At 72.7% G+C, this 22,211-nt stretch carries 21 protein-coding genes and 1 pseudogene; 7 read left to right on the forward strand and 15 right to left on the reverse strand.

The window, feature by feature from the left end; all coding sequences use genetic code 11:
- Positions 1-21: 21 nt before the first annotated feature.
- Positions 22-2,157: a bifunctional polysaccharide deacetylase/glycosyltransferase family 2 protein gene (locus ACFYYR_RS27455; RefSeq protein ID WP_388859340.1), complete on the reverse strand. Its 2,136-nt coding sequence runs from the start codon at positions 2,155-2,157 to the stop codon at positions 22-24.
- Positions 2,158-2,246: 89 nt separating this feature from the next.
- Positions 2,247-2,609, reverse strand: a complete 363-nt coding sequence (locus tag ACFYYR_RS27460) for a hypothetical protein (RefSeq protein ID WP_388859029.1) — start codon at positions 2,607-2,609, stop codon at positions 2,247-2,249.
- Positions 2,610-2,829: 220 nt separating this feature from the next.
- Here ACFYYR_RS27460 and ACFYYR_RS27465 point away from each other — a divergent pair, with 220 nt between their 5' ends.
- On the forward strand, positions 2,830-3,852 hold the full coding sequence (locus ACFYYR_RS27465) for a chitinase (RefSeq protein ID WP_388859032.1): 1,023 nt from the start codon (positions 2,830-2,832) through the stop codon (positions 3,850-3,852).
- Positions 3,853-4,017: 165 nt separating this feature from the next.
- Here ACFYYR_RS27465 and ACFYYR_RS27470 read toward each other — a convergent pair whose 3' ends face one another.
- The 4 genes from ACFYYR_RS27470 to ACFYYR_RS27485 all read right to left on the reverse strand — a co-directional run bounded on the left by ACFYYR_RS27470 (position 4,018) and on the right by ACFYYR_RS27485 (position 9,249).
- Positions 4,018-6,480: an excinuclease ABC subunit UvrA gene (locus tag ACFYYR_RS27470; RefSeq protein WP_388859035.1), complete on the reverse strand. Its 2,463-nt coding sequence runs from the start codon at positions 6,478-6,480 to the stop codon at positions 4,018-4,020.
- A 130-nt stretch (positions 6,481-6,610) separates the two neighbouring features.
- Entirely contained in the window at positions 6,611-7,027 is a 417-nt protein-coding gene (locus ACFYYR_RS27475; RefSeq protein ID WP_388859038.1) for a VOC family protein, read from the reverse strand.
- Positions 7,028-7,037: 10 nt separating this feature from the next.
- Positions 7,038-7,457: a helix-turn-helix transcriptional regulator gene (locus ACFYYR_RS27480; protein WP_388859041.1), complete on the reverse strand. Its 420-nt coding sequence runs from the start codon at positions 7,455-7,457 to the stop codon at positions 7,038-7,040.
- Between the two features lie 118 nt (positions 7,458-7,575).
- A complete protein-coding gene (locus tag ACFYYR_RS27485) occupies positions 7,576-9,249 on the reverse strand; it encodes a fumarate hydratase (RefSeq protein ID WP_388859044.1) in 1,674 nt (557 codons plus the stop codon).
- A gap of 349 nt (positions 9,250-9,598) precedes the next feature.
- Here ACFYYR_RS27485 and ACFYYR_RS27490 point away from each other — a divergent pair, with 349 nt between their 5' ends.
- Complete coding sequence (locus tag ACFYYR_RS27490) at positions 9,599-10,267, forward strand: DUF1707 domain-containing protein (RefSeq protein ID WP_388859343.1); 669 nt, start codon at positions 9,599-9,601, stop codon at positions 10,265-10,267.
- Between the two features lie 145 nt (positions 10,268-10,412).
- On the forward strand, positions 10,413-10,787 hold the full coding sequence (locus ACFYYR_RS27495; RefSeq protein ID WP_351504725.1) for a WhiB family transcriptional regulator: 375 nt from the start codon (positions 10,413-10,415) through the stop codon (positions 10,785-10,787).
- 161 nt (positions 10,788-10,948) lie between these two features.
- Here ACFYYR_RS27495 and glpX read toward each other — a convergent pair whose 3' ends face one another.
- Entirely contained in the window at positions 10,949-11,980 is a 1,032-nt protein-coding gene (gene glpX, locus ACFYYR_RS27500) for a class II fructose-bisphosphatase (protein WP_388859047.1), read from the reverse strand.
- 321 nt (positions 11,981-12,301) lie between these two features.
- On the opposite strand from glpX, the gene ACFYYR_RS27505 reads away from it, so the two are divergent.
- Positions 12,302-12,895 carry a DUF4245 domain-containing protein gene (locus tag ACFYYR_RS27505; RefSeq protein ID WP_388859346.1) on the forward strand — a complete coding sequence of 198 codons (594 nt, stop codon included), beginning with the start codon at positions 12,302-12,304 and terminating at the stop codon, positions 12,893-12,895.
- A 178-nt stretch (positions 12,896-13,073) separates the two neighbouring features.
- Here ACFYYR_RS27505 and ACFYYR_RS27510 read toward each other — a convergent pair whose 3' ends face one another.
- From ACFYYR_RS27510 to xseA, 3 genes are all read right to left on the reverse strand, one after another.
- Positions 13,074-13,667: a malonic semialdehyde reductase gene (locus tag ACFYYR_RS27510; RefSeq protein WP_388859050.1), complete on the reverse strand. Its 594-nt coding sequence runs from the start codon at positions 13,665-13,667 to the stop codon at positions 13,074-13,076.
- 267 nt (positions 13,668-13,934) lie between these two features.
- Entirely contained in the window at positions 13,935-14,255 is a 321-nt protein-coding gene (locus ACFYYR_RS27515) for an exodeoxyribonuclease VII small subunit (RefSeq protein WP_388859053.1), read from the reverse strand.
- Between the two features lie 178 nt (positions 14,256-14,433).
- Positions 14,434-15,642 (reverse strand): exodeoxyribonuclease VII large subunit, encoded by a 1,209-nt coding sequence (gene xseA, locus ACFYYR_RS27520; RefSeq protein ID WP_388859056.1) that lies wholly within the window; start codon positions 15,640-15,642, stop codon positions 14,434-14,436.
- A gap of 419 nt (positions 15,643-16,061) precedes the next feature.
- On the opposite strand from xseA, the gene ACFYYR_RS27525 reads away from it, so the two are divergent.
- Positions 16,062-17,111, forward strand: a complete 1,050-nt coding sequence (locus ACFYYR_RS27525; protein WP_388859059.1) for a 4-hydroxy-3-methylbut-2-enyl diphosphate reductase — start codon at positions 16,062-16,064, stop codon at positions 17,109-17,111.
- A gap of 156 nt (positions 17,112-17,267) precedes the next feature.
- Complete coding sequence (gene ppgK / locus ACFYYR_RS27530) at positions 17,268-18,173, forward strand: polyphosphate--glucose phosphotransferase (protein WP_388859062.1); 906 nt, start codon at positions 17,268-17,270, stop codon at positions 18,171-18,173.
- Between the two features lie 81 nt (positions 18,174-18,254).
- Here the strand turns inward: ppgK and ACFYYR_RS27535 are convergent, their stop codons facing one another.
- Positions 18,255-18,833 (reverse strand): DUF6542 domain-containing protein, encoded by a 579-nt coding sequence (locus ACFYYR_RS27535; protein ID WP_388859065.1) that lies wholly within the window; start codon positions 18,831-18,833, stop codon positions 18,255-18,257.
- A 587-nt stretch (positions 18,834-19,420) separates the two neighbouring features.
- Between ACFYYR_RS27535 and ychF the strand changes: the two genes are divergently transcribed.
- On the forward strand, positions 19,421-20,509 hold the full coding sequence (ychF, locus tag ACFYYR_RS27540; RefSeq protein ID WP_388859068.1) for a redox-regulated ATPase YchF: 1,089 nt from the start codon (positions 19,421-19,423) through the stop codon (positions 20,507-20,509).
- A 138-nt stretch (positions 20,510-20,647) separates the two neighbouring features.
- Here the strand turns inward: ychF and ACFYYR_RS27545 are convergent, their stop codons facing one another.
- From ACFYYR_RS27545 to ACFYYR_RS27560, 4 genes and pseudogenes are all read right to left on the reverse strand, one after another.
- A complete protein-coding gene (locus ACFYYR_RS27545) occupies positions 20,648-20,911 on the reverse strand; it encodes a type II toxin-antitoxin system RelE/ParE family toxin (protein ID WP_388859071.1) in 264 nt (87 codons plus the stop codon).
- Positions 20,904-21,173 carry a type II toxin-antitoxin system Phd/YefM family antitoxin gene (locus ACFYYR_RS27550; RefSeq protein WP_388859074.1) on the reverse strand — a complete coding sequence of 90 codons (270 nt, stop codon included), beginning with the start codon at positions 21,171-21,173 and terminating at the stop codon, positions 20,904-20,906. Before ACFYYR_RS27550 ends, ACFYYR_RS27545 begins: the two co-directional genes overlap by 8 nt.
- 182 nt (positions 21,174-21,355) lie before the next feature.
- Complete coding sequence (locus tag ACFYYR_RS27555) at positions 21,356-21,508, reverse strand: hypothetical protein (RefSeq protein WP_388859363.1); 153 nt, start codon at positions 21,506-21,508, stop codon at positions 21,356-21,358.
- Between the two features lie 80 nt (positions 21,509-21,588).
- A pseudogene (locus tag ACFYYR_RS27560) lies at positions 21,589-21,864 on the reverse strand (carbonic anhydrase); the annotation flags it as partial.
- Positions 21,865-22,211 lie beyond the last annotated feature (347 nt).

Below are 22,211 nucleotides of genomic sequence, written 5' to 3' on the forward strand. Positions count from 1 at the left end.
CCGCCCCGGGAACGCGACGCGTCACCGCACCGCCTCCGCCGCGAGGGGCGTGCTCACCTCCCCGGTGCGCCGGAGCTTGTGCCAGGGCAGCCGGGCGCCGGTGGCGGCGGTGACACAGGAGTGGATCAGGACCAGGTACATCAGCTGCCGGTACGCGATCTGCTGGAGCGGCAGCATCACCAGGCACCGCAGCGGCTCCCGGTCCAGCCGGAACGCGTACGCCGCGCTGGCCAGTTGGACCAGCAGCAGGGTGCACCACAGCGCCAGGGCGGTCAGCGGGTCCCCGAACAGCGCGCCGTACAGCGTGAAGAGATCGATCAGCGGAGCGCACGCCGGGGTGAGGATCTGGAAGAGCGCCACCAGCGGCAGTCCGATCCGGCCGAAGCGCCCCGAGGGCCCGCGGTCGAGCACCGCCCAGCGGTGCTTCCACAGCGCCTGCATGGTGCCGTAGCTCCAGCGGTAGCGCTGCCGCCAGAGCTGGCCGACGGAGCCGGGCGCCTCGGTCCAGGCGCGGGCGTGCTCCTGGTAGACGATCCGCCAGCCGGCCCGGTGCAGGGCGATGGTGACGTCCGTGTCCTCGGCGAGGGTGTCCGCGCTCATCCCGCCGATGTCCAGCAGCGCCCGGCGGCGGAACGCGCCGATCGCCCCCGGGATCGTCGGCATGCAGCCCAGCAGGTCGTACATCCGCCGGTCGAGGTTGAACCCCATCACGTACTCGATGTGCTGCCAGGCGCCGATGGCCTTCCGCCGGTTGCCGACCTTGGCGTTGCCCGCGACGGCGCCGACCGAGGGATCGGCGAAGGGCCGGACGAGCTCCCGCACGGTCTCCGGCTCGAAGACGGTGTCGCCGTCCATCATCACCACGATGTCGGACCGGGCCTCGGAGATGCCGCGGTTGAGCGCGGCGGGCTTGCCCGCGTTCGGCTGCCGCAGCACCCGCACGTTCGGCAGGCCCAGCGCCTCCGCGAGGTCGGCGGTGCCGTCCGTGGAGCCGTCGTCCACCACCAGGATCTCGATCGGAACGGTGCTCGCGGCCAGCGAGTTCACCGTGTGGGCGATGCACTCCTTCTCGTTGTACGCGGGCACGACCACGGTCACCGGCCCGTCCACCGGCGGCCCCCAGGAGAACCGCTTCCCGTTGCGGATGCGGTGGTGCCGCCGGGCGAACACCGTCATCAGCACGATCCTGCCGACCATGGCCGCGCCGACCACCACCAGCAGGGCGGCCAGGCCCGGCAGCGCGAGCCGGCCGAGCGCGGCGGCCAGGACCAGCGCCCGCCCGTGCCACAGCCGCAGTCCGGACGCCGGGCGGTTGGCGCCCGGGGCGCCGACCGCCCGGGTGACGGTGGTGAAGGTGTAGTGGCGCGCCTTCATCCGCTCGATGTACCGGGGCAGCGCCGCGAGGGTCCGGGACCGGTTGCCGCCCGCGTCGTGGAAGAGGACCACGGCGCCCCGGCCCTCCGGCGGGGTGGCGTTGCGGACGATCTGCGGCACCCCGGGGCCGCGCCGGTCCAGGCTGTTCCGGTCCACGAACGCGCTCATGTAGCCCTGCGCGCCCAGGTGTTGCTGCACCCGCCAGGCGCGGTCGTCGAGCCCCGAGACGTGCGCGGTGTACGGGGCCCGGAACAGGGAGCTGGAGATGCCCGCGGCGCCCGCCAGGGCCAGCTGGGTCCGGGCCACTTCCCGGTCGACGCCGGCCACGTCCTGGTTCGCCAGGTCGGGGTGGGAGAAGGTGTGCAGCCCGATCTCACTGCCCGCCGCCCGCATCCGCCGGATCAGCCCCGGGTACCGGACCGCCTGCCGGCCGACGACGAAGAAGGTGGCGGGCACCCGGTGTTCCCGCAGGATGTCCAGGACCTTCGGCGTCCACCGGGGGTCCGGGCCGTCGTCGAAGGTGAGCGCGACGGTCCGGGACGGCGGGGTGTGGCTCGTGGCCTCGCCGTCGCGGAAGGTCAGCACCGGGCCGCCGGTGCGCACCTCCTCGGGGACGCTGCCCGCGTAGCCCGGGGTGTGCGCCGGGCAGTGGTCGTCGGGCTTCGCCCGCAGAAAGCCGTCCAGCAGCAGGACGCAGACCACCGAGACCAGGGCCACCAGGGAGAGCACCAGCCGGGGGCGGGGCGCGGCACGGCGGACGGCGGCGATGGTCCGGACCGGCAGGCGCGGACCGCGCGGGGTGGCCGGGGCGTCGTCGCGGGGGGTGCGGACGGGACGGCGTGGCCGCGGCAGCACCAGCGGCTTCCAGCGGTTCACGGCAGCTGCGGTCGGACGCGGCCCTGGGCCGAGAGGGTGGTGCCGATGACCGGGACCGGTCCGCCGCCGGCGCGGGTGGTCGGCCGGCCCGGGAGGCGCTCGCCCAGCGGGGCGGCGGCCGCGGCCGGTACGGACTCCTTGCCGGGGGGCCGCCCGGGGGCGAGCGGAGTGCCGCCCGCCAGCCCCAGGACCACCGTCCCCAGATAGCCGAGCAGGACGAGGTCCGCGACCAGACCGGCGTGCCGGAGCGTGCGCGCCCGGCGGCCGGTGGAGTCCACGAAGACGGGCCTCTCCTCGCCCCCACATGACAGGAGTGCGCGCGACGGCACGCGCTCGACCACGGCAGCCTCAAGATCCATGACCTGAGATTAATGCAGACAATCTTAGGATATCTGTCAAAAGTCTGGTGTGTCACGGTTCATGGCGCAGAGTCAGGTATGGAAGCTTGTCCGGCATGCTGGAATCGCCGCGGAACGCCTCGCCCGGACGGAACGGGCCCCACCACCGGAACGAGCCCGATCACGGGAACGCGCTCCGGGCCCGGAAGCGGGTCCCAGGCCGGAACGAGGAGCGTGCGGGATGAGCGGACACCGCTCCCGCTTCGGCGGATTCGTCGGCGCGGTGGCGCTGACCATGGGCTGCGCCGCCGCCGCGGTCTGGGTGGGCGGCTCCGGCCCGGCGGAGGACCGGCCCGCGTCCGGCCCGTCCGCCGCCCGGCACGTCCGCGTCACGCCCTACCTCAGCGCCTGGGCCGCCCGGACGTACGACATGGCCGCCGCCGTGCCGCGCGGCATCGACGAGTTCACCCTGGCCTTCGTCGTCGCCGGACGCGGCTGCGCCCCGCGGTGGGGCGGCGGGACCGCGCTCGACGACCGGGCGCTGGAGCGCCGGATCGCCGCCCTGCGCAAGGCCGGAGGGGACGTACGGGTCTCCTTCGGCGGCGCCGAGGGCACCGAACCGGCCCGTGCCTGCCGGGACGCGGCCGAACTCGCCGCCGCCTACGGCACGGTGATCGACCGTTACCGGCTCACCCGGATCGACTTCGACATCGAGGGCGCCACCCTCGCCGACACCGCGGCGTCCACCCGCCGGGCCCGGGCGGCCGCCCTGCTCCAGCGCTCCCGGCCGAGCCTGGAGGTCTCGTTCACCCTGCCCGCGATGCCCTCCGGGCTCACCGCCCCGGGCCTCGCGCTGCTGAAGGAGGCCAGGGCGCGGGGGGTGACCGTATCGACCGTCAACGTCATGGCGATGAACTACGGCGCGGCCCACACCGGCGACATGGGCACCTACGCCGTCCGGGCCGCCACCGCCGCCCACGGCCAGCTCCGGCAGGCGCTCCGGCTGTCGCCCGCCGGGGCCTGGAAGGCTCTCGCGGTGACACCGATGATCGGGGTCAACGACGTCCCCGGTGAGGTCTTCACCGTCCGCGACGCCGCCGCGCTGGCCCGGTTCGCCGCGGACGAGGGCGTCGGCCGGCTGTCCATGTGGTCCGCGGAGCGGGACCGGCCCTGCGCCGCCGCCACCGACAAGCCGGCCGTGCGCTGCAGCGGCGTCACCCAGGCGCGGGGCGACTTCGCCGCGGCGCTCTCCGGGTCGGGCTGACCGGCGGGCCCGGGCGGCAGCACCTCGCCCCGGCCCGGTGCGTGCCGCCCGCCCCGGTATGTGCCACGCCCCGGTGTGCGCGGACCCCGCCCCGCGGCGCGCGAGGACCTGACGGACCGTCCGCGCGGGCCGCCCGTCGCCCTCCACCGGAGGCCCGGCGGACGGTCAGCCGCCGACGTAGGCCGCCAGGTGCTCACCGGTGAGGGTGGAGCGGGCCGCGACGAGGTCGGCGGGGGTGCCCTCGAAGACGATCCGGCCGCCGTCGTGGCCGGCGCCGGGGCCGAGGTCGACGATCCAGTCGGCGTGTGCCATGACCGCCTGGTGGTGCTCGACGACGATCACCGTCCGGCCGGAGTCGACGAGCCGGTCGAGCAGCCCGAGGAGCTGCTCGACATCGGCGAGGTGCAGGCCGGCGGTCGGCTCGTCGAGGACGTAGACACCGCCCTTCCCGGCCCGGGAGCTCCCCCCGGCCGAGGGCTGGGGGAGGGTGGCCAGCTTGAGCCGCTGCCGCTCGCCGCCGGAGAGCGTGGTGAGCGGCTGGCCGAGCTTGAGATAGCCGAGCCCGACGTCGGCGAGCCGGTCGAGGACACGGTGGGCGGCCGGGGTGTGCGCCGTGCCGGAGCCGAAGAACCCCTCGGCCTCGGCCACCGACATCTCCAGCACCTCGCTGATGTCCCGGCCGCCGAGCCGGTACTCCAGAACCGGCGCCTGGTACCGCTTCCCCTCGCAGTCCTCGCAGGGGGCGGAGACGCCGGCCATCATCGCCAGGTCGGTGAAGATGACGCCGACGCCGTTGCAGGTGGGGCAGGCGCCCTCGGAGTTGGCGCTGAACAGCGCCGGCTTCACGCCGTTGGCCTTGGCGAACGCCTTGCGGACCGGGTCGAGCAGCCCGCTGTACGTCGCCGGGTTGCTCCGCCGCGAGCCGCGGATCGGACTCTGGTCGATCGCCGTCACCTCCGAACCGGCCGCGCCCGCCTGCCCGGGAAGCGCCCCGTGCACCAGCGAGCTCTTGCCGGAGCCGGCGACGCCGGTGACGACGGTGAGCACCCCGAGCGGGATGTCCACGTCGACGCCGCGCAGGTTGTTCGTGCTCGCGCCGCGGACCGCCAGCGTGCCGGTGGGCTTCCGGACCGTCTCCTTGACGGAGGACCGGTCGTCGAAGTGGCGGCCGGTGATGGTGCCGCCCTTCCGCAGCCCCTCGACGGTGCCCTCGAAGCAGACGGTGCCGCCCGCCGAACCGGCGCCGGGACCGAGGTCGACGACGTGGTCGGCGATCGCGATCACCTCCGGCTCGTGCTCCACGACGAGCACCGTGTTGCCCTTGTCCCGCAGCCGCAGCAGCAGGTCGTTCATCCGCTGGACGTCGTGCGGGTGCAGGCCCGACGTGGGCTCGTCGAAGACGTAGGTGACGTCGGTGAGCGAGGAGCCGAGGTGGCGGATCATCTTGACGCGCTGCGCCTCGCCGCCGGACAGCGTGCCCGACGCCCGGTCGAGCGCGAGATAGCCGAGGCCGATCTCCACGAACGAGTCGAGGCTCTGCTGCAGCGCGGTGAGCAGCGGCGCCACCGAGGCGTACGCCGTGCTCGCGGAGCCCGACGCGGGCTCGCGCAGGCCGCGGACCCACTCGGCCAGGTCCCTGATCTCCATCGCGCAGGCGTCGGCGATGCTGATCCTCTTGATCTTCGAGGACCGGGCACCCTCGGTGAGCCGGGTGCCGTCGCACTCGGGGCAGGTGGCGAAGGTGACCGCCCGCTCCACGAACGCCCGGATGTGCGGCTGCATCGCCTCCTTGTCCTTGGACAGGAACGACTTCTGGATCTTCGGAATCAGCCCCTCGTAGGTGAGGTTCACGCCCTCGACCTTCACCTTGGTCGGCTCCCGGTACAGGAAGTCCTGCATCTCCCGCTTGGTGTACCTGCGGATCGGCTTGTCCGGGTCGAGGAAGCCCGACTCCGCGTAGAGCCGCACGGTCCAGAAGCTGTCCGACTTCCAGCCGGGGATGGTGAACGCACCCTCGGCGAGCGACTTGGAGTCGTCGTAGAGCTGGGTGAGGTCGATGTCGGAGACCGCGCCGCGGCCCTCGCAGCGCGGACACATGCCGCCGGTGCGGCTGAACGTCGCCCTCACCGCCTTCCGGGCGCCGCGCTCGACGGTGATCGCGCCGCTCGCCCTGACCGAGGGGACGTTGAAGGCGTACGCGCCGGGCGGGCCGATGTGCGGCTTCCCGAGCCGGCTGAAGAGGATGCGCAGCATCGCGTTGGCGTCGGTGGCGGTGCCGACCGTGGAGCGGGGATCGGAGCCCATCCGCTGCTGGTCGACGATGATCGCGGTCGTCAGGCCGTCGAGCACGTCGACCTCGGGCCGGGCCGCCGTGGGCATGAAGCCCTGCACGAAGGCGCTGTACGTCTCGTTGATCAGCCGCTGCGACTCCGCGGCGATGGTGTCGAACACCAGCGAGCTCTTGCCCGAGCCGGAGACGCCGGTGAACACCGTCAGCCGGCGCTTCGGGATCTCGATGCTGACATCCTGGAGGTTGTTCTCGCGCGCGCCGTGCACACGGATGAGTTCGTGGCGGTCGGCGGCGTGCGCCGCAGCCGGCTGCGCCTTCGCCCTCGGGGCCCTGCTCATGCTGTCTCCATCTCTCGGGCGGGGCCGTCCGGGGCCCGCGATCGCCGCTACCGACGACGGACGGCCCCGCAGGGGTGACCGGGCGCTGCGGTGCGGCGGCGGGGCAGCGCCCGGAGCGCGGGGCCGGAGGTCACTGCCCGCGTACCTGGTTGAAGCGCAGCATGTTGCCCGAGGGGTCGCGGAAGGCGCAGTCGCGGACGCCGTAGGGCTGGTCGACCGGCTCCTGCAGCACCTCGCCGCCCGCCGCGCGGATGCGCTCGAAGGTGGCGTCGACGTCGTCGGTGGTGAAGATGACACCCCGCAGCAGCCCCTTGGCCAGCAGCTCCGCCATGGCCTGCCGGTCGGCGGGCGAGGCGCCTGGGTCCGCGAGCGGCGGTTCGAGGACGATGCTGACACCGGGCTGCGACGGAGCGCCGACGGTCACCCAGCGCATCCCCTCGAAGCCGACGTCGTTGCGCACCTCCAGACCGAGCACGTCCCGGTAGAAGGCGAGCGCCTTGTCGTGGTCGTCGACGGCGATGAAGCACTGCGAGAGCGTGATGTCCATGCGTTTCACGCTACGGGCGGGGGGCCGGTTTCGCTTCTCCATTCCTGACCGGTCGCGTGTGGATCTTCGCGATGCAGGCCGGGATGGCGGCGCCGTCCTCATGGCTCCGCGCCCGGTACGCGCTCGGGCTCTCGCCGACCAGCTCGGTGAAGCGCGAACTGAACGACCCCAGCGAGGTGCAGCCGACCGCGAAACAGACCTCCGTCACCGTCAGGTCGCCCCGCCGCAGCAGCGCCTTGGCCCGCTCGATCCGGCGCGTCATCAGATAGCCGTACGGCGTCTCCCCGTAGGCGGCGCGGAAGCTGCGGGAGAAGTGGCCAGGCGACATGAGAGCCTCGCGCGCCAGCGCCGGAACGTCGAGCGGCATCGCGTAGTCGCGGTCCATCCGGTCACGGGCCCGCCGCAGCCGGACCAGGTCCTCGAGCGTCACGCGACCACCATCCCACAGCCCGGTGACACCGGGCCGTCCGTCCTTCCCGCAGCCGCACGCGAAGAAGCCCCGGTCACCCGCCGTGGGTGCCGGAGCTTCCGCGCGGAGCGGCCTCCCGCTACGCCTGGCGCACCGGGATGCTGGTCACGAACGGCTGGGCGGGCGAGGGGTCCTGGAAGAAGTCGTTGCCCTTGTCGTCGACGACGATGAAGGCCGGGAAGTCCTCGACCTCGATCCGCCAGACCGCCTCCATGCCCAGCTCCTCGTACTCCAGGACCTCCACCTTCTTGATGCAGTCCTGGGCTAGGCGGGCCGCCGGGCCGCCGATCGAGCCGAGGTAGAAGCCGCCGTGCGCCTTGCAGGCGTCGGTGACCTGCTGGGAGCGGTTGCCCTTGGCGAGCATCACCTTCGAGCCGCCGGCCGCCTGGAACTGCTCGACGTAGGCGTCCATCCGGCCCGCGGTCGTCGGGCCGAAGGAGCCGGAGGCGTAGCCCTCGGGGGTCTTGGCCGGGCCCGCGTAGTAGACCGGGTGGTTCCGCAGGTACTCGGGCATCTCCTCACCCGCGTCCAGCCGCTCCTTGATCTTCGCGTGCGCGATGTCGCGGGCGACGACGAGGGTGCCGGTCAGCGACAGCCGGGTCTTGACCGGGTGCCGGGTCAGCTCGGCGAGGACCTCGTCCATCGGCCGGTTCAGGTCGACGGCGATCGCGTCGAGGTCCGCGCCCGCGCCCTCGGTCAGCTCCTCGTCGGTGGTCTCCGGCAGGTACGTCGCCGGGTCCTTCTCCAACTGCTCCAGGAAGACGCCCTCGGCGGTGATCTTCGCGACGGCCTGCCGGTCGGCCGAGCAGGACACGGCGATCGCCACCGGGCAGGACGCGCCGTGCCGCGGCAGCCGCACGACGCGGACGTCGTGGCAGAAGTACTTGCCGCCGAACTGCGCGCCGATGCCGATCTTCTGCGTCAGCTCGAAGACCTTCTCCTCCAGCTCCCGGTCACGGAAGCCGTGCCCGGTCGGCGACCCCTCGGCCGGCAGCTCGTCGAGGTAGTGCGCGGAGGCGTACTTCGCGGTCTTCAGCGCGTACTCGGCGGAGGTGCCGCCGACCACGATCGCCAGGTGGTACGGCGGGCAGGCGGAGGTGCCCAGCGAGCGGATCTTCTGCTCCAGGAAGGACATCATCGACGCCTCGTTGAGCACCGCCTTCGTCTCCTGGAAGAGGAAGGACTTGTTGGCCGAGCCGCCGCCCTTGGCCATGAAGAGGAACTTGTACGCGCCGCCGTCGGTCGCGTACAGCTCGACCTGCGCCGGGAGGTTCGAGCCGGTGTTCTTCTCGTCCCACATGGTCAGCGGGGCCATCTGCGAGTAGCGCAGGTTCAGCTCGGTGTACGCGTCGTAGATGCCGCGGGAGAGGGCCTCCTCGTCGCCGCCGGAGGTCAGCACGTTCTGCCCGCGCTTGCCCATGACGATCGCGGTGCCGGTGTCCTGGCACATCGGGAGCACGCCCGCCGCCGCGATGTTCGCGTTCTTCAGCAGGTCCAGCGCCACGAACTTGTCGTTCGCGGAGGCCTCGGGGTCGTCCAGGATGCGGCGCAGCTGGGCGAGGTGGGCGGGCCGCAGGTAGTGCGAGATGTCCTTCATCGCCTCGGCCGCCAGGGTGCGCAGGGCCGCCGGCTCGACCTTGAGGAACGTGCGTCCGTCGGCCTCGAAGGTGCTGACGCCCTCGGAGGTCACCAGCCGGTACGGGGTGGTGTCCTCGCCCAGCGGGAGCAGATCGGTATAGGCGAACTCGGGCATCGGGGTCGTTTCCTCACTCGGCAGACGGCTGCGCTGACATCTTCCTGGACACCTCCCGGCCGGAGCCGGGCCAGCCGGACAAGCGTAGAACGCGGCGGGGCTGCCGGGGTGGTGAGGTAAGGCTCAGTCACCCCGGGGATCCGCCCCCCGCGGAATCCGTCACCACGGGACCGGTCCGCCCGCAGTATGGCGGACCGGACACTGGTCGCGATCTATCGCGTTTCGCTACGCTGACGGGGTGGATGCAGCCTCTTCTCGCCCGGGTGTCACTCCCGGGCCCCCGGACCCGCAGCGGACCGAACTCGCCGGTGCGCGCCCCGAACCGGCTCCCGGGCAGCCGCCGGTACCGCTGAGCAAGCCCGCCGCCGAGGCGGACCGGCCGGCCGCCGGATCCGGTGCCCCGGTCGCGGAGGGCGGCCTGCGCGCGTCGGACGCGGACCGCGACCGGACCGCCGACATCCTCCGCGAGGCCCTGGCGGAGGGCCGGCTGACCCCGGAGGAGCACTCCGAGCGGATCGACGGCGTCTACCGGGCCCGGCGGGTGGCCGAACTGGAGCCGCTGGTACGGGATCTGCCCGCGGCCCCCGCGGCCGCGCGGCACCCGGCGCCGCCGCACTCCCCGACCGACGGCGCCGCCGAGAACCTGGTCGCGGTCTTCGGCGGTGCCTCGCGCCGGGGGCGCTGGCGGGTGGGGCGCCTGACCCGTGCCTTCGCCTGCTTCGGCGGAGTCGAGATCGACCTCACCGAGGCGGTCTTCGAGCAGCAGGAGATCGTCATCCGGGCCGTCGCGCTCTTCGGCGGGGTGGAGGTCCGGGTGCCGGAGAACGTCTCGCTGCGCGGTGCGGGCACCGGCATCTTCGGCGGGTTCGACGTCCGGACCAACGAGGCCGCCGACCCCGAGGCGCCCGTGGTCGTCGTCACCGGCTTCGCGGCCTTCGGCGGAGTGGACGCCAGAGCGAAACGGGGCAAACGCCTCAAGAACCTCCGGGAACGCCCCCGTAAAGAACTCGGTGACTAGCAAACTGCCACGGTGTGAATAGGCGTGCGCACAGCGGGTAGGGACTGCTGCATCGTCTCTCGTACGGCATGGGGGTGCCATCGGTCGTGCGCCTGGGAGACGGGCAAGGGTGACTCTTCAGCGAAGCCGTCGTCAGGAGTAGACCGTGCTGCAACCGCCGCATCAGCCCCTGCAGGCCCCCGCCGCCCCGCCGCAGCGCACTCCGGCCCGGGAGCAGGCAGGCCCCTGGCACTCGGAGGCGGTGTGCCGTCGCGACGAAGCGGGATTGTTCTTCGCCCCCTCGAAGGAACCGACAGCGTCGCGGCTGTCCCGGGAGGAGGCCGCGAAGCGGGTCTGCGCCCGGTGCCCCGTCATGGTCGAGTGCCGCGAGCACGCACTCCTCCAGCCGGAGCCGTACGGCGTGTGGGGCGGGCTCACCGCGGCCGAGCGCCGGGTGGTGCTGGCCCGCCGCCGGCGCCGCGACGTGGAGCTGCAGAAGGCGGCCCGCTCGGCCGTCTCGCAGATCGCCGCCGCAGGCTGAACCACAGACGCCAGGGGCGCCCCCAGTGACGGGGGCGCCCCTGGCGTCTGTGGACCGTGCGCCCGGCGGGCCGCCCGCCGCGGGTGGAACCGGTGCGCCGGAATCGGCGCGGCCGTGTATCGGTGCGGCGGGGGTGGCGCGGCGGTGTCGGTGCGGCGGGGTCAGCGCGGCCGGTCGAAGTCCACGGCGCTGTAGGCGCGCAGCTTCGACAGCCGGTGCCGCGAGTCGATCTGGCGGATCGTGCCCGACCGCGAGCGCATCACCAGCGACTGGGTGAGCGCGTTGTCCGAGCGGTAGCGCACTCCCCGCAGCAGCTCGCCGTCCGTGATGCCGGTCGCGACGAAGAAGACGTTCTCGCCCCAGACCAGGTCGTCGTTGGTGAGCACCTTGCCGAGGTCGTGGCCCGCGTCGACGGCGCGCCGGCGCTCCTCCTCGTCCTTGGGCCACAGCCGGCCCTGGATGGTGCCGCCGAGACACTTCATCGCGCAGGCGGTGATGATGCCCTCGGGGGTGCCGCCGATGCCCAGCAGCAGATCGACACCGGTGCCCTCGGTGGCGGCCATGATGGCGCCGGCGACGTCGCCGTCCGAGATGAACTTGATCCGGGCCCCGGCCTCGCGGATCTCCTTGACGATGCCCTCGTGGCGGGGGCGGTCGAGGATGACGACGGTCACGTCCTCCGGGGCGGAGTGCTTGGCCTTGGCGACCCGGCGGATGTTCTCGGCGACGGGCGCGCCGATGTCCACGACCCCGGCGGCCTCCGGGCCGGTGGCCAGCTTCTCCATGTAGAAGACCGCGGACGGGTCGAACATCGTGCCGCGGTCGGCCACCGCCAGCACGGAGAGCGCGTTGGTCATGCCCTTGGCGGCGAGCGTGGTCCCGTCGATGGGGTCCACGGCGACGTCGCACTCCGCACCGGTGCCGTCGCCGATCCGCTCCCCGTTGAAGAGCATCGGGGCCTCGTCCTTCTCGCCCTCTCCGATGACGACGACGCCGTTCATCGAGACGGTCGAGACCAGGGTCCGCATGGCCTTCACGGCGGCGCCGTCGGCGCCGTTCTTGTCGCCGCGGCCGACCCACCGGCCCGCCGCCATCGCGGCGGCCTCCGTGACCCGGACGAGCTCCAGGGCGAGGTTGCGGTCGGGGGCCTCCGGGCTCACTTCGAGCGGGGACGGCATATGGTGCTCGGTCATCGGTGCGCACCTTCCTTGTACGACGACGGCCGGATAAGAGGGTGCCTGTGACTTTATCCGTTCATCGCGAATGTGAGCAGAGGGCCCCACGCATGAGCACCGCCGGGGGTCCCGCCGAACCGGCGCGGAACGTCCGACGGTCCGGCGGGCCACGGGAGTCGGGCCGCATGCCGGACCCATCGGACCCGCCGGACCTGTCGGACCCGCCGGACCTGTCGGACCCGCCGGGCCGCGACGGCGCCGCGGCCGGGTCGCCCCGTGCCGGCGGGGGGTGCCGGAAAGATCCGCCCGGCGATGGGGGACGATGGGGGCGTGGCAGGTATGCGCGGAACCCAGACGGTGCGGGACATGGTGCTGTCGATGGCGGTCATCGGTGTCGTCGTCGCGTCCATCTACATCTTCGTGCCGCACGACGAATCCCAGGACCCGGTGAAGCCGATCGGCTACCGGGTGGAGCTCGACACGGCCCGCCGCGCCGCGCCGTACCCGGTCGCCGCGCCCCAGGGGCTGCCGAAGACCTGGCGTGCGACCTCGGTGACCTACAACGGCGCCGGGGACGACGGCGCGGTCTGGCACCTGGGCTTCATGGACCCGACGAACCAGTACGTCGCGGTGGAGCAGAGCAACGGCCGGGCGGCGAAGTTCATCGACTCCGTCAGCCGGCGGGCCACGAAGACCGACCGCACCCAGAAGGTCGGCGACACGACGTGGGAGCGCTACGAGGGGCCGAAGTACGACGCCCTCGTGCGGAAGGGGCACGGGGTGACGACCGTGGTCACCGGCACCGCTTCGTTCGAGCGCCTGGGGGAGATGGCCGCCGCGCTCGAGACGGCCTCCGCGAAGCCGTCCGCGGCGACGCCCTCCGCCACGAAGTCCTCCACCGCGAAGCCGGCCGAGGCGAAGCCCTCCTCGTAACCGGACGTCCCTCCGCCCGGCTCTCTGGTGGACCGGAGGCCGGGACGTCATGGGCCAGGCTGCCGCGAACCGGGACCCGCGTCAGGACCCGAGTCGAGGATCGGCCGGATCCGCCGCCGGGCCGGGAACCGGTGACGGCAGCCGGGGCGGAGGCCGCTCCCGGCTGCCGCCGGCGGGCTCAGACGGTGGTGACGACCTCGTCGTACGCCAGGCGCGGGAGGCGCGGGCGGAAGGCGTCCTCGGCGGGACGGCCTATGTTCACCACGGCCAGCACGGAGTGGTCGCCGTCGGGGAAGAACTCCTTGTTGACCGCGGCGGCGTCGTACCCGGTCATCGGGCCCGCGGCGAGACCGGCCGCCCGGACGCCGATGATGAAGTAGCCCGCCTGCAGCGCGGCGTTGAAGGAGCCGGCCTGCTCACGGGCGGGGCGCTCGCTGAAGAAGACGTCCTTGGCCTGCGGGAAGGGCGGGAACAGCCGCGGCAGCTCCTCGTGGAACTCGTGGTCCGTGGCCAGCACCGCCACCAGCGGGGCCGCGGCCGTCTTCGGCCGGTTGCCCTCGGACATGTGCTGCACGAGGCGCTCGCGGGCCTCGGGCGAGCGGACCAGGACGACGCGCAGCGGCGACTGGTTGAAGGCGGTCGGCGCGTACTTCACCAGGTCGTAGATCGCCTGCACCTGCTCGTCGGTCACCGGCTCGTCGGTGAACGCGTTGGCGGTGCGGGCCTCACGGAACAGCAGGTCCTGTGCGGTGTGGTCGAGGGCGAGAGTCATGTCGGAGAGCACCTTCTCTGTCGCGTGTGCATGGCGGGCGGGCTCGGCCGCAGCGGAGCCGACCGTATCAAGGTAGGTTAACCTTCAACTAAATCGGACCCGGCGTGGTGCACGTCACGTGCGCACTGGTTCGTCCCGGTCCGGGGGTATGCGGGCACGGGGCCGTCGGGGGACCGCGTGGTGCCGCGACGGACGGGGCCCTGCAGCCGCCTGATGCCGCCACGGACGTGGCCCGGGGGCCGCGCGGGGATAACGGAACGGGTGAGGTCATCGGGCGGGTCGGTCCTCGTCGCCCGTTCCGGCGCCGGGGGCGCCGTCCTCCGACTCGGCGAGAGCCGCGTCCAGCCGGGCCCGCGCACCGTCCAGCCACCGGCGGCACACCTGCGCCAGCTCCTCGCCCCGCTCCCACAGGGCCAGGGACTCCTCCAGCGTGGATCCGCCCGCCTCCAGCCGGCGTACGACCTCGATGAGCTCGTCGCGCGCCTGCTCGTACGCCGGCGTCGAGCCGGCCGGGTCGCTGCCGGCCGCCCCGGCGCCGCCGGAGCCGGGGCCTGCCGAGCCGCTGGACTGCTCGTCCGTAGTGGTCATGGGCTCCAGCCTAGAGGGGGGAGACGACAGGAGAGTTGCGGCGCTGTGGCGGCGGGGACCGACGCGGTGCGGCCGCCGGGGCGGGAGGGAGGTCCGGTGCGTGGGGCGTGCCACCCGGGGAGGCCTCTGGGGCCTCGGGGAGAGGCGTGCACGCGGGTGCCCGCGTGGCGAGAGGGCTTCACGGGGTGACCCGCACCGAGAACTCGCCCTCCGCGACCCTGGCCCGCAGCTTCTCGTCGGCCGACACCTCGTCCGCGGCCCGGACGACCGCGCCGTCCGCGCGCTGGAGCACCGCGTACCCCCGCTCCAGCGTGGCGGCCGGGGAGAGCGCCACCACCCGCGCCCGGGTGTGGGACAGCTCCGAGTCGGCCCGGTCCAGCAGGTGCCCCAGCGTGCGACGGCTCCGGCCGAGCAGCGCGTCGATCTGTTCCTCCCGCTCCTCCACCATCCGCTGCGGCCGCTCCATGCACGGGCGGTGCCGGGCCGCGGCGAGGCCCCGCTCCTCCCGGTCCAGCAGCCCGGTGACGGTGCGCAGCGCCCGCTCCCGCAGCTGCCGGATCCGGACCAGCTCCTCGCCGACGTCCGGCACCACCTTCTTCGCGGCGTCCGTGGGCGTGGAGGCGCGCAGGTCGGCGACCAGGTCGAGCAGGGGCGTGTCCGGCTCGTGCCCGATCGCCGAGACGACCGGCGTCCGGCACGCGGACACCGTCCGGATCAGCTGTTCGTCCGAGAACGGCAGCAGGTCCTCGACGCTGCCGCCGCCCCGGGCCACCACGATCACGTCCACGTCCGGGTGCGCGTCCAGCTCCTCGACCGCCCCGATCACCTGGGGCACGGCCCGGACGCCCTGGACGGCCACGTTCCGCACCTCGAAGCGGACGGCGGGCCAGCGGTGCCGGGCGTTCTCCAGGACGTCCCGCTCCGCCGCCGAGGCCCGGCCGCAGACCAGGCCGACGAGCTGCGGCAGGAACGGCAGGGGCCGCTTGCGGTCCAGGGCGAACAGCCCCTCCGCGGCCAGCGACTTCTTCAGCTGCTCCAGCCGGGCCAGCAGCTCGCCCACCCCGACGGGCTTGATCTCCGCGGCGCGCAGCGAGAGCTGGCCGCGGGGGGCGTACCACTCGGGCTTGGCGTGCACGACGACGCGCGCGCCCTCGGAGATGACGTCGGCGACCCGGTCGAAGACGACGCGGTAGCAGGTGACCGACAGCGAGATGTCGTGCGACGGATCGCGCAGCGTCAGGAACACCACCCCGGCCCCGGGCCGCCGGGACAGCTGGGTGATCTGCCCCTCGACCCAGACGGAGCCGAGCCGGTCGATCCACCCGCCGATCAGCCGGGACACCTGCCCCACCGGGATGGGTGCGTCCGCCGAGGTGTTGAGAGCCATACCGGCAGGCTAGCCGCCCGCGCCGACAGAACCCCCGGATCCGCGCGATCCGCTTTCCGCCGTCCCGGGGGCACCCGGGGAGCCGGCCGGGGCGGGTGCGTCCGGGGCCGCGGGAACGAGGGCGTGCGGGCGGGTGACCGGCTCGTCCGGGGCCGCGGAACGACGGTCGGGGCCGCGGGAACGACGGTCGGGGCCGCGGGAACGACGGTCGGGGCCGCGGGAACGACGGTGAGCGGGGCAGGCGGCGAGCGCGTCCGGGAGACACACCGAGCGCGCGCCCGGAACACCCGCCCGGTCCCTCGTTCGGACCCCCGCGCCGCCGCTCCGGAACGCCCTGACCAGGCATGGCCCGCGCCGCCCCCGGCCGGTGCCCGCCCCGGCGGCGGGTGCGATCATCGCGTACCTCCCGCGGCCTTACGATGGGGGGCATGACTGCAACGCCCAGCCCGTCGCCCGCCACCGCCCACAGCGGAGAGGCTGCTCGCAAGACCGGCCGGGTCCTGCTCGCCGCCCCCCGTGGCTACTGCGCCGGCGTGGACCGTGCCGTGATCGCCGTCGAGAAGGCCTTGGAGCAGTACGGCGCACCCATTTATGTGCGCAAGGAGATCGTCCACAACAAGTACGTGGTGCAGACCCTGGAGAAGAAGGGCGCGATCTTCGTCGAGGAGACGGAGGAGGTGCCGGAGGGGTCCATCGTGATCTTCTCGGCGCACGGCGTCGCCCCGGTGGTGCACGACGAGGCCGCCCAGCGGAAGCTCGCCACCATCGACGCCACCTGCCCGCTCGTCACCAAGGTCCACAAGGAAGCCGTCCGCTTCGCCAAGGACGACTACGACATCCTCCTCATCGGTCACGAGGGCCACGAGGAGGTCATCGGCACCAGCGGTGAGGCGCCCGAGCACATCACGCTGGTCGACGGCCCGGACGACGTGAAGAACGTCGAGGTCCGCGACGAGTCCAAGGTCGTCTGGCTCTCCCAGACGACGCTCTCCGTCGACGAGACGATGGAGACCGTGGGCGCCCTCCAGGACCGCTTCCCGCAGCTGATCAGCCCGCCCAGCGACGACATCTGCTACGCCACGCAGAACCGGCAGGTGGCGATCAAGCAGGTCGCGGCCGAGTCCGACCTGGTGATCGTCGTCGGGTCGAAGAACTCCTCCAACTCCGTCCGTCTGGTCGAGGTGGCGCTGGGCGCCGGTGCCAAGGCCGGTCACCTGGTGGACTTCGCCGAGGAGATCGACGAGGCCTGGCTGGAGGGCGTCGGCACGGTCGGTGTCACCTCCGGCGCCTCGGTCCCGGACGTCCTGGTCGAGGGCGTGCTGGAGTGGCTGAAGGAGCGCGGCTACGGCGACGTCGAGGTCGTGCAGCCGATGGAGGAGAGCCTGACCTTCTCGCTGCCGAAGGAGCTGCGGCGCGACCTGCGCGCCGAGGCCGCGGCCTCGGCGGGCACGGAGCCCTCCCAGGACTGACGGCCGGACGGTCCGGGACCGGCCGGCCCCGTCCCCGGTCACCGGTGCCCGTCAAATATCTGCGCATGTCCGCGAAATCTGCGCATGTCCGCTAACGGGCAGCGATCTGCGTCGTCCGAGAAGTGACGCGCGGTCGCTGCCCGTAGCGTTGTTCTCATGCAGCGACACATTTTCGGTGTGGACATCGGCGGATCGGGCATCAAGGGCGCCCCGGTCGACCTCTATCAGGGCGACCTGGCCGAAGCGCGGCACAAGGTGCTCACCCCGCACCCGGCGACGCCGGAGGCGGTGGCCGAGGGCGTCAAGGAGGTCGTGGACCACTTCGGGTGGTCCGGACCGGTCGGGGTGACGTTCCCCGGCGTGGTGACCGGCGGCATCACCCGCACCGCCGCCAACGTCGACGCGGGCTGGGTGGACCGGGACGCCGAGGGCCTGCTCGCCGACCGGCTCGGCCTGCCGGTGACCGTCCTGAACGACGCCGACGCGGCCGGTACCGCCGAGATGGCCTTCGGGGCGGGCCGGGGACACTCGGGGACGGTGATCCTGCTGACCTTCGGCACCGGCATCGGCAGTGCGGTCTTCACCGACGGCCGGCTCGTGCCCAGCACCGAGCTCGGCCACCTGGAGCTGAGCGGCCACGAGGCGGAGAAGCGCGCTTCCACCAAGGCCAAGGAGGACGAGGACCTCAGCTGGTCGCACTGGGCACGGCGGGTCCGGAAGTACCTGGCGCACGTGGAGATGCTGTTCTCGCCCGGGCTGTTCATCATCGGCGGCGGCGTGAGCCGCAAGGCCGACAAGTTCCTCCCGCTGATCGACGGCATCCGGGCCGAGATCGTCCCCGCGCAGCTCCAGAACAACGCAGGCATCGTCGGCGCCGCCATGGCGGCCTTCGAGCAGCGGGGGAGCGAGGGGCCGACGGTGGGGCCGGCGGGGTCACGGCCGGGCGCGGGCCCGGGCCCGGGCGCCGGTGGGGACGCGGGGCCGGTCCCGGGCGCCGGGGCGAGCTCCGCGGCGGACGGTTCTACGGACGGTGGTGCGGCCTCGGACTCGAGTCCGTCATAGGTCTGTCATGAGCCCTGTCATCCGTCATGAGCCCTGTCGTCGGGGGCGGGTCCGGGGCGGCGGTCTCCGGAATGGGGCTGGTCAGGCGCTCTCGGGCTGCGGGCGCTCGGCCGTCGGCTGGCCGCCCCCCGGCGTACGCGGCGTGCGCCCCGTGCGACGGGCGCGGCTGCCGAGCAGCAGGACCTTGCGCACCACCACGACGAGCACCGCGGTCAGCGTCCCGCCGTAGAGCCAGCCCGCCTGAAGCGCGAGCTGGGTGAACACCGCCATCACCTGACTGCCGAACCCGCCCGAGCCGCCGCTGACCGGCACGAGTCCGGCCGCGAACGCGATCGGCGCGCTGATCGGCGCCGCGACCAGGTCGGACGGCCGTACCCAGAGGGCACAGAGCGCGCTGGTCAGCAGGAACAGCAGTCCGTAGGGCAGCGCGGCGGCGTCCAGCAGCAGCCCGTCCAGCGCCCCGCCGACGATCATGACGACGAGCGAGGCCAGCCCACAGCCGAGGCCGGTGAGCCGGGGACCGGGAAGCCGCTTCCCGAACCGCCGCAGCCCGGCGGGCCCCGGGGCGCCGGGGGGCCGCTGCCCGGCGCGGTGAACGGTGGCCGACTCCTGCTGGGCGCCTCTACGCGGCCGGGGCGTGCGCATCCTGGGTTGCTCCACCCGACCAACGTAGGTCGCGGGGGGCGCGGAACCCGGGGTGGGACACGCGGTTTGAGCCACCTTGGCGGTATGTTCGGCCGATAGTCCGAGCGGCCGATAGTCCGTGCGGCCGATAGTCCGTGCGGCCGATAGTCCGTGCGGTCGATGGTCGGTGGTCGGTGGTCGATGCGGTCGACAGGCGGGCGTGGCCTGCAGCCGGTGTGGCCGACGGTCCGTGCGGTGGGTGGTTCGTGCCGCGGGCGGGTCGTGCGGTTGGTGGGCCGTGCGGTGGGCGGGCCGGACGCGGAGCGGGGCAGGGCGTGGGCACGGAGCGGGGCAGGGCGTGGGCGCGGAACCTGGGAGCGGTGGCCCACGGCAGACGCCGCCCGCAGCGGCAGCCGACGGCCGGCGGAAGATCGCGGGCGTTACCGGGCCGCCGGGCCGCCGGGCCACTAGGGGATCGGGGGATCGGGGGATCGCGCCATCCGGGCGTCGGGCCTCGCGACGTCGGCGGTCCTCGGGCAGGGAAACCGGCCCCGTAGACTGGATGACCGGCCCCGGCCCGGGGCCCGTCCTCCACCATCGTTCTCGCTACGGGAAGTCGCCACGTGTCGCTCACGATCGGAATCGTCGGCCTGCCGAATGTCGGCAAGTCGACCCTTTTCAACGCCCTGACCAAGAACGACGTGCTGGCGGCCAACTACCCGTTCGCCACCATCGAGCCGAACGTCGGCGTCGTCGGGGTCCCGGACCCGCGCCTCGACAAGCTGGCCGAGATCTTCAGCTCGCAGCGCAAGCTCCCGGCGACCGTCGACTTCGTCGACATCGCGGGCATCGTGCGCGGCGCGTCCGAGGGCGAGGGCCTGGGCAACAAGTTCCTGGCGAACATCCGCGAGTCGGACGCGATCTGCCAGGTCATCCGGGCGTTCCACGACGAGAACGTCGTCCACGTGGACGGCAAGGTCTCGCCCAAGGACGACATCGAGACGATCAACACCGAGCTGATCCTCGCCGACCTCCAGTCCGTAGAGAAGGCGATCCCGCGCCTGACGAAGGAGTCCCGCCTCCAGAAGGACAAGGTCGCGGTCCTCGCGGCGGTCGAGGAGGCGAAGAAGATCCTGGAGGAGGGCCGGACCCTCTTCTCCGCGGGCATCACCAAGGGCACCGAGCAGGGTGCGCTCCTCCACGAGCTGCACCTGCTCACCACCAAGCCCTTCCTCTACGTCTTCAACGTCGACGAGGACGAGCTGGTCGACGAGGCGTTCAAGGACGAGCAGCGCAAGCTGGTCGCGCCCGCCGAGGCGATCTTCCTCAACGCGAAGATCGAGTCCGAGCTGATCGAGCTCGACGACGAGGAGTCGCTGGAGCTCCTCCAGTCGATGGGCCAGGACGAGCCGGGCCTCGCCACGCTGGGCCGCGTCGGCTTCGAGACCCTCGGCCTGCAGACCTACCTCACGGCCGGCCCCAAGGAAGCCCGCGCCTGGACGATCAAGAAGGGCGCCACCGCCCCGGAGGCGGCCGGTGTGATCCACACCGACTTCCAGAAGGGCTTCATCAAGGCCGAGATCGTCTCCTACGAGGACCTCCTCGACTGCGGCTCCATCCCGGAGGCCCGCGCCAAGGGCAAGGCGCGCATGGAGGGCAAGGACTACGTGATGCAGGACGGGGACGTGGTGGAGTTCCGCTTCAACGTCTGAGCGCGTGGCGTCCACGCCAGGTCACTGATCTGGAACATGCCGGTGCGGGGCCGGTTCCTTCGGGGGCTGGCCCCTTCCGCTGTCCCTGGCCGGGACGGCGTCGGGCCCCCGGGACGCAACGCCGGTGCAGGGCGTCGTTCAGGTGTCGTAAATCGTGGAGCGATGGCCGACGTGCACGACCCACACCACTAGTTCCCCGTTGTCGATCGTATAGACGACGCGGTAGTCGCCGACTCGCAAGCGGCGACGGTCGGGTTGAGACACAAGTGCGGTGGTGTTGAAGCCGAGCGGGTCGCTCTCCAACTCCGTCAGCTTGGCCAGGATGCGGAGCGCCATGGCCCGAGGAATCTTCCGCAGCTCGGCCTGGGCTTCCGGTCGAAAGGTGGTGCGGTACTCACTCACTGCGCGCCAGCGTCTCCCTCATGACGTCCTCGATGGGGATGCCGGCCGACCGGTTCGCCATGCGCTCGTCGATGATCCGGTTGATCTCGCGCTCTTCCCATTCCTGGTACCTGCGGAGTACCTCGATGGACACCACGGCCGCGACCTCTTTGCCGCGGCGGGTAATGACTGTGGGCACATCATCACGGTCGGCCCGCTCCACGACTTCGGCCAGGTGAGCGCGTACATCGCGGATGGACTCTATAGGGAGTGGCTGCGTCATGACTCCAGTGTACCGAGTGGTCCATGTGTACACCACGGTCATCTTCGTCTCGCCGGTGCTTCCGGCCAGGCGGGACGTGCTCTGAATTGAGTCCTCAGGCCTGCGTTTTCGCAGGTGGGAGCCGTATGGTCGGCGATTCGCAGCCAGGCGTGGACCGATAGTGCGCCCGTGACATCTGCTGACTACGACGGTGCGCCGCCCAGGAACTCCACCCTGCCGGTGTCGAGCGAGTAGTAGGCGCCGACCACGGCCAGGGCGCCCTTGCGGACGAGTGGTGCCAGGTCCCGGTTGTCGCGGAGGTCGGCCGAGACCAGCTCGACCTGGTCGCGGGCCATGGCGTCGACCGGGTCGTTGCCGCCGCCCTTCCGGACCTCTCCTCGTACGCCGGGCGCAGGGCCTTCGCGATCGCCTCCAGGTTTCCGGGCAGCGGTTCGTCGTCCCGGAAGGACTGGTAGGCCGCTTCGACGGCACCGCAGCGCTGGTGCCCCAGGACCACGATGAGCGGGGTGCCGCTCGTTATCGGCCCGTATTCCACCGAGCCGGTGACCACCGGGTCGATCGCCTCCCCGCCGGTGCGCATGACGTAGAGGTCGCCCAGCCCGGTGTCGAAGAGGAGTTCCGGCGGCACCCGGGAGTCGATGCAGGCGAGCACCGAACCGAGGGCTTCTGCTGCTGGGCCACGAACTCGCACCGGTTCGGATCACGGTCGGGATGCCGGAGGCCTCCGCTCACCCAGCGCTCGTTGCCGTCCATCAGGCGCGCGAACGCGGCGGCAGGTGTTGTCGGCCGCTTGTCCGGCGAGGTGCTGGGCGATGACGGGGCGGCGTTCAGTGATGAGCGTCCGCCGAGCGCCGCCGTGGCGAGCCCCCACTCCGCCGGCCAGCAGCCCGCCGGTGAGCAGAGCTCTGCGATCCGGGAGTCCCGCTCTCTCCAATCGGCCGTTTCCCCTCAGCCCGCTGCGGTGTCCATGGGCCGTGACCGGGGCGATTGTTCAGCGTGCCGGGGATTTCCGGCGGCAGGCGCAGGCGGGCGGGGCGG

This window comes from Streptomyces sp. NPDC001922 (assembly GCF_042891165.1).
Taxonomy (GTDB): domain Bacteria; phylum Actinomycetota; class Actinomycetes; order Streptomycetales; family Streptomycetaceae; genus Streptomyces.

What these genes read in the sequence shown, in the direction of transcription:
- ppgK (WP_388859062.1), top strand. Translation starts at nt 17,268, where the DNA reads ATGCAGCGACACATTTTCGGTGTGGACATCGGCGGATCGGGCATCAAG.
- ACFYYR_RS27475 (WP_388859038.1), bottom strand. Translation starts at nt 7,027, where the DNA reads ATGGACATCACGCTCTCGCAGTGCTTCATCGCCGTCGACGACCACGAC.
- glpX (WP_388859047.1), bottom strand. Translation starts at nt 11,980, where the DNA reads ATGACCGAGCACCATATGCCGTCCCCGCTCGAAGTGAGCCCGGAGGCC.
- ACFYYR_RS27550 (WP_388859074.1), bottom strand. Translation starts at nt 21,173, where the DNA reads ATGACGCAGCCACTCCCTATAGAGTCCATCCGCGATGTACGCGCTCAC.
- ACFYYR_RS27485 (WP_388859044.1), bottom strand. Translation starts at nt 9,249, where the DNA reads ATGCCCGAGTTCGCCTATACCGATCTGCTCCCGCTGGGCGAGGACACC.
- xseA (WP_388859056.1), bottom strand. Translation starts at nt 15,642, where the DNA reads ATGGCTCTCAACACCTCGGCGGACGCACCCATCCCGGTGGGGCAGGTG.
- ACFYYR_RS27515 (WP_388859053.1), bottom strand. Translation starts at nt 14,255, where the DNA reads ATGACCACTACGGACGAGCAGTCCAGCGGCTCGGCAGGCCCCGGCTCC.
- ACFYYR_RS27505 (WP_388859346.1), top strand. Translation starts at nt 12,302, where the DNA reads ATGCGCGGAACCCAGACGGTGCGGGACATGGTGCTGTCGATGGCGGTC.
- ACFYYR_RS27470 (WP_388859035.1), bottom strand. Translation starts at nt 6,480, where the DNA reads ATGAGCAGGGCCCCGAGGGCGAAGGCGCAGCCGGCTGCGGCGCACGCC.
- ACFYYR_RS27525 (WP_388859059.1), top strand. Translation starts at nt 16,062, where the DNA reads ATGGGGGGCATGACTGCAACGCCCAGCCCGTCGCCCGCCACCGCCCAC.
- ACFYYR_RS27465 (WP_388859032.1), top strand. Translation starts at nt 2,830, where the DNA reads ATGAGCGGACACCGCTCCCGCTTCGGCGGATTCGTCGGCGCGGTGGCG.
- ACFYYR_RS27510 (WP_388859050.1), bottom strand. Translation starts at nt 13,667, where the DNA reads ATGACTCTCGCCCTCGACCACACCGCACAGGACCTGCTGTTCCGTGAG.
- ACFYYR_RS27460 (WP_388859029.1), bottom strand. Translation starts at nt 2,609, where the DNA reads ATGGATCTTGAGGCTGCCGTGGTCGAGCGCGTGCCGTCGCGCGCACTC.
- ACFYYR_RS27555 (WP_388859363.1), bottom strand. Translation starts at nt 21,508, where the DNA reads ATGGCCCGCGACCAGGTCGAGCTGGTCTCGGCCGACCTCCGCGACAAC.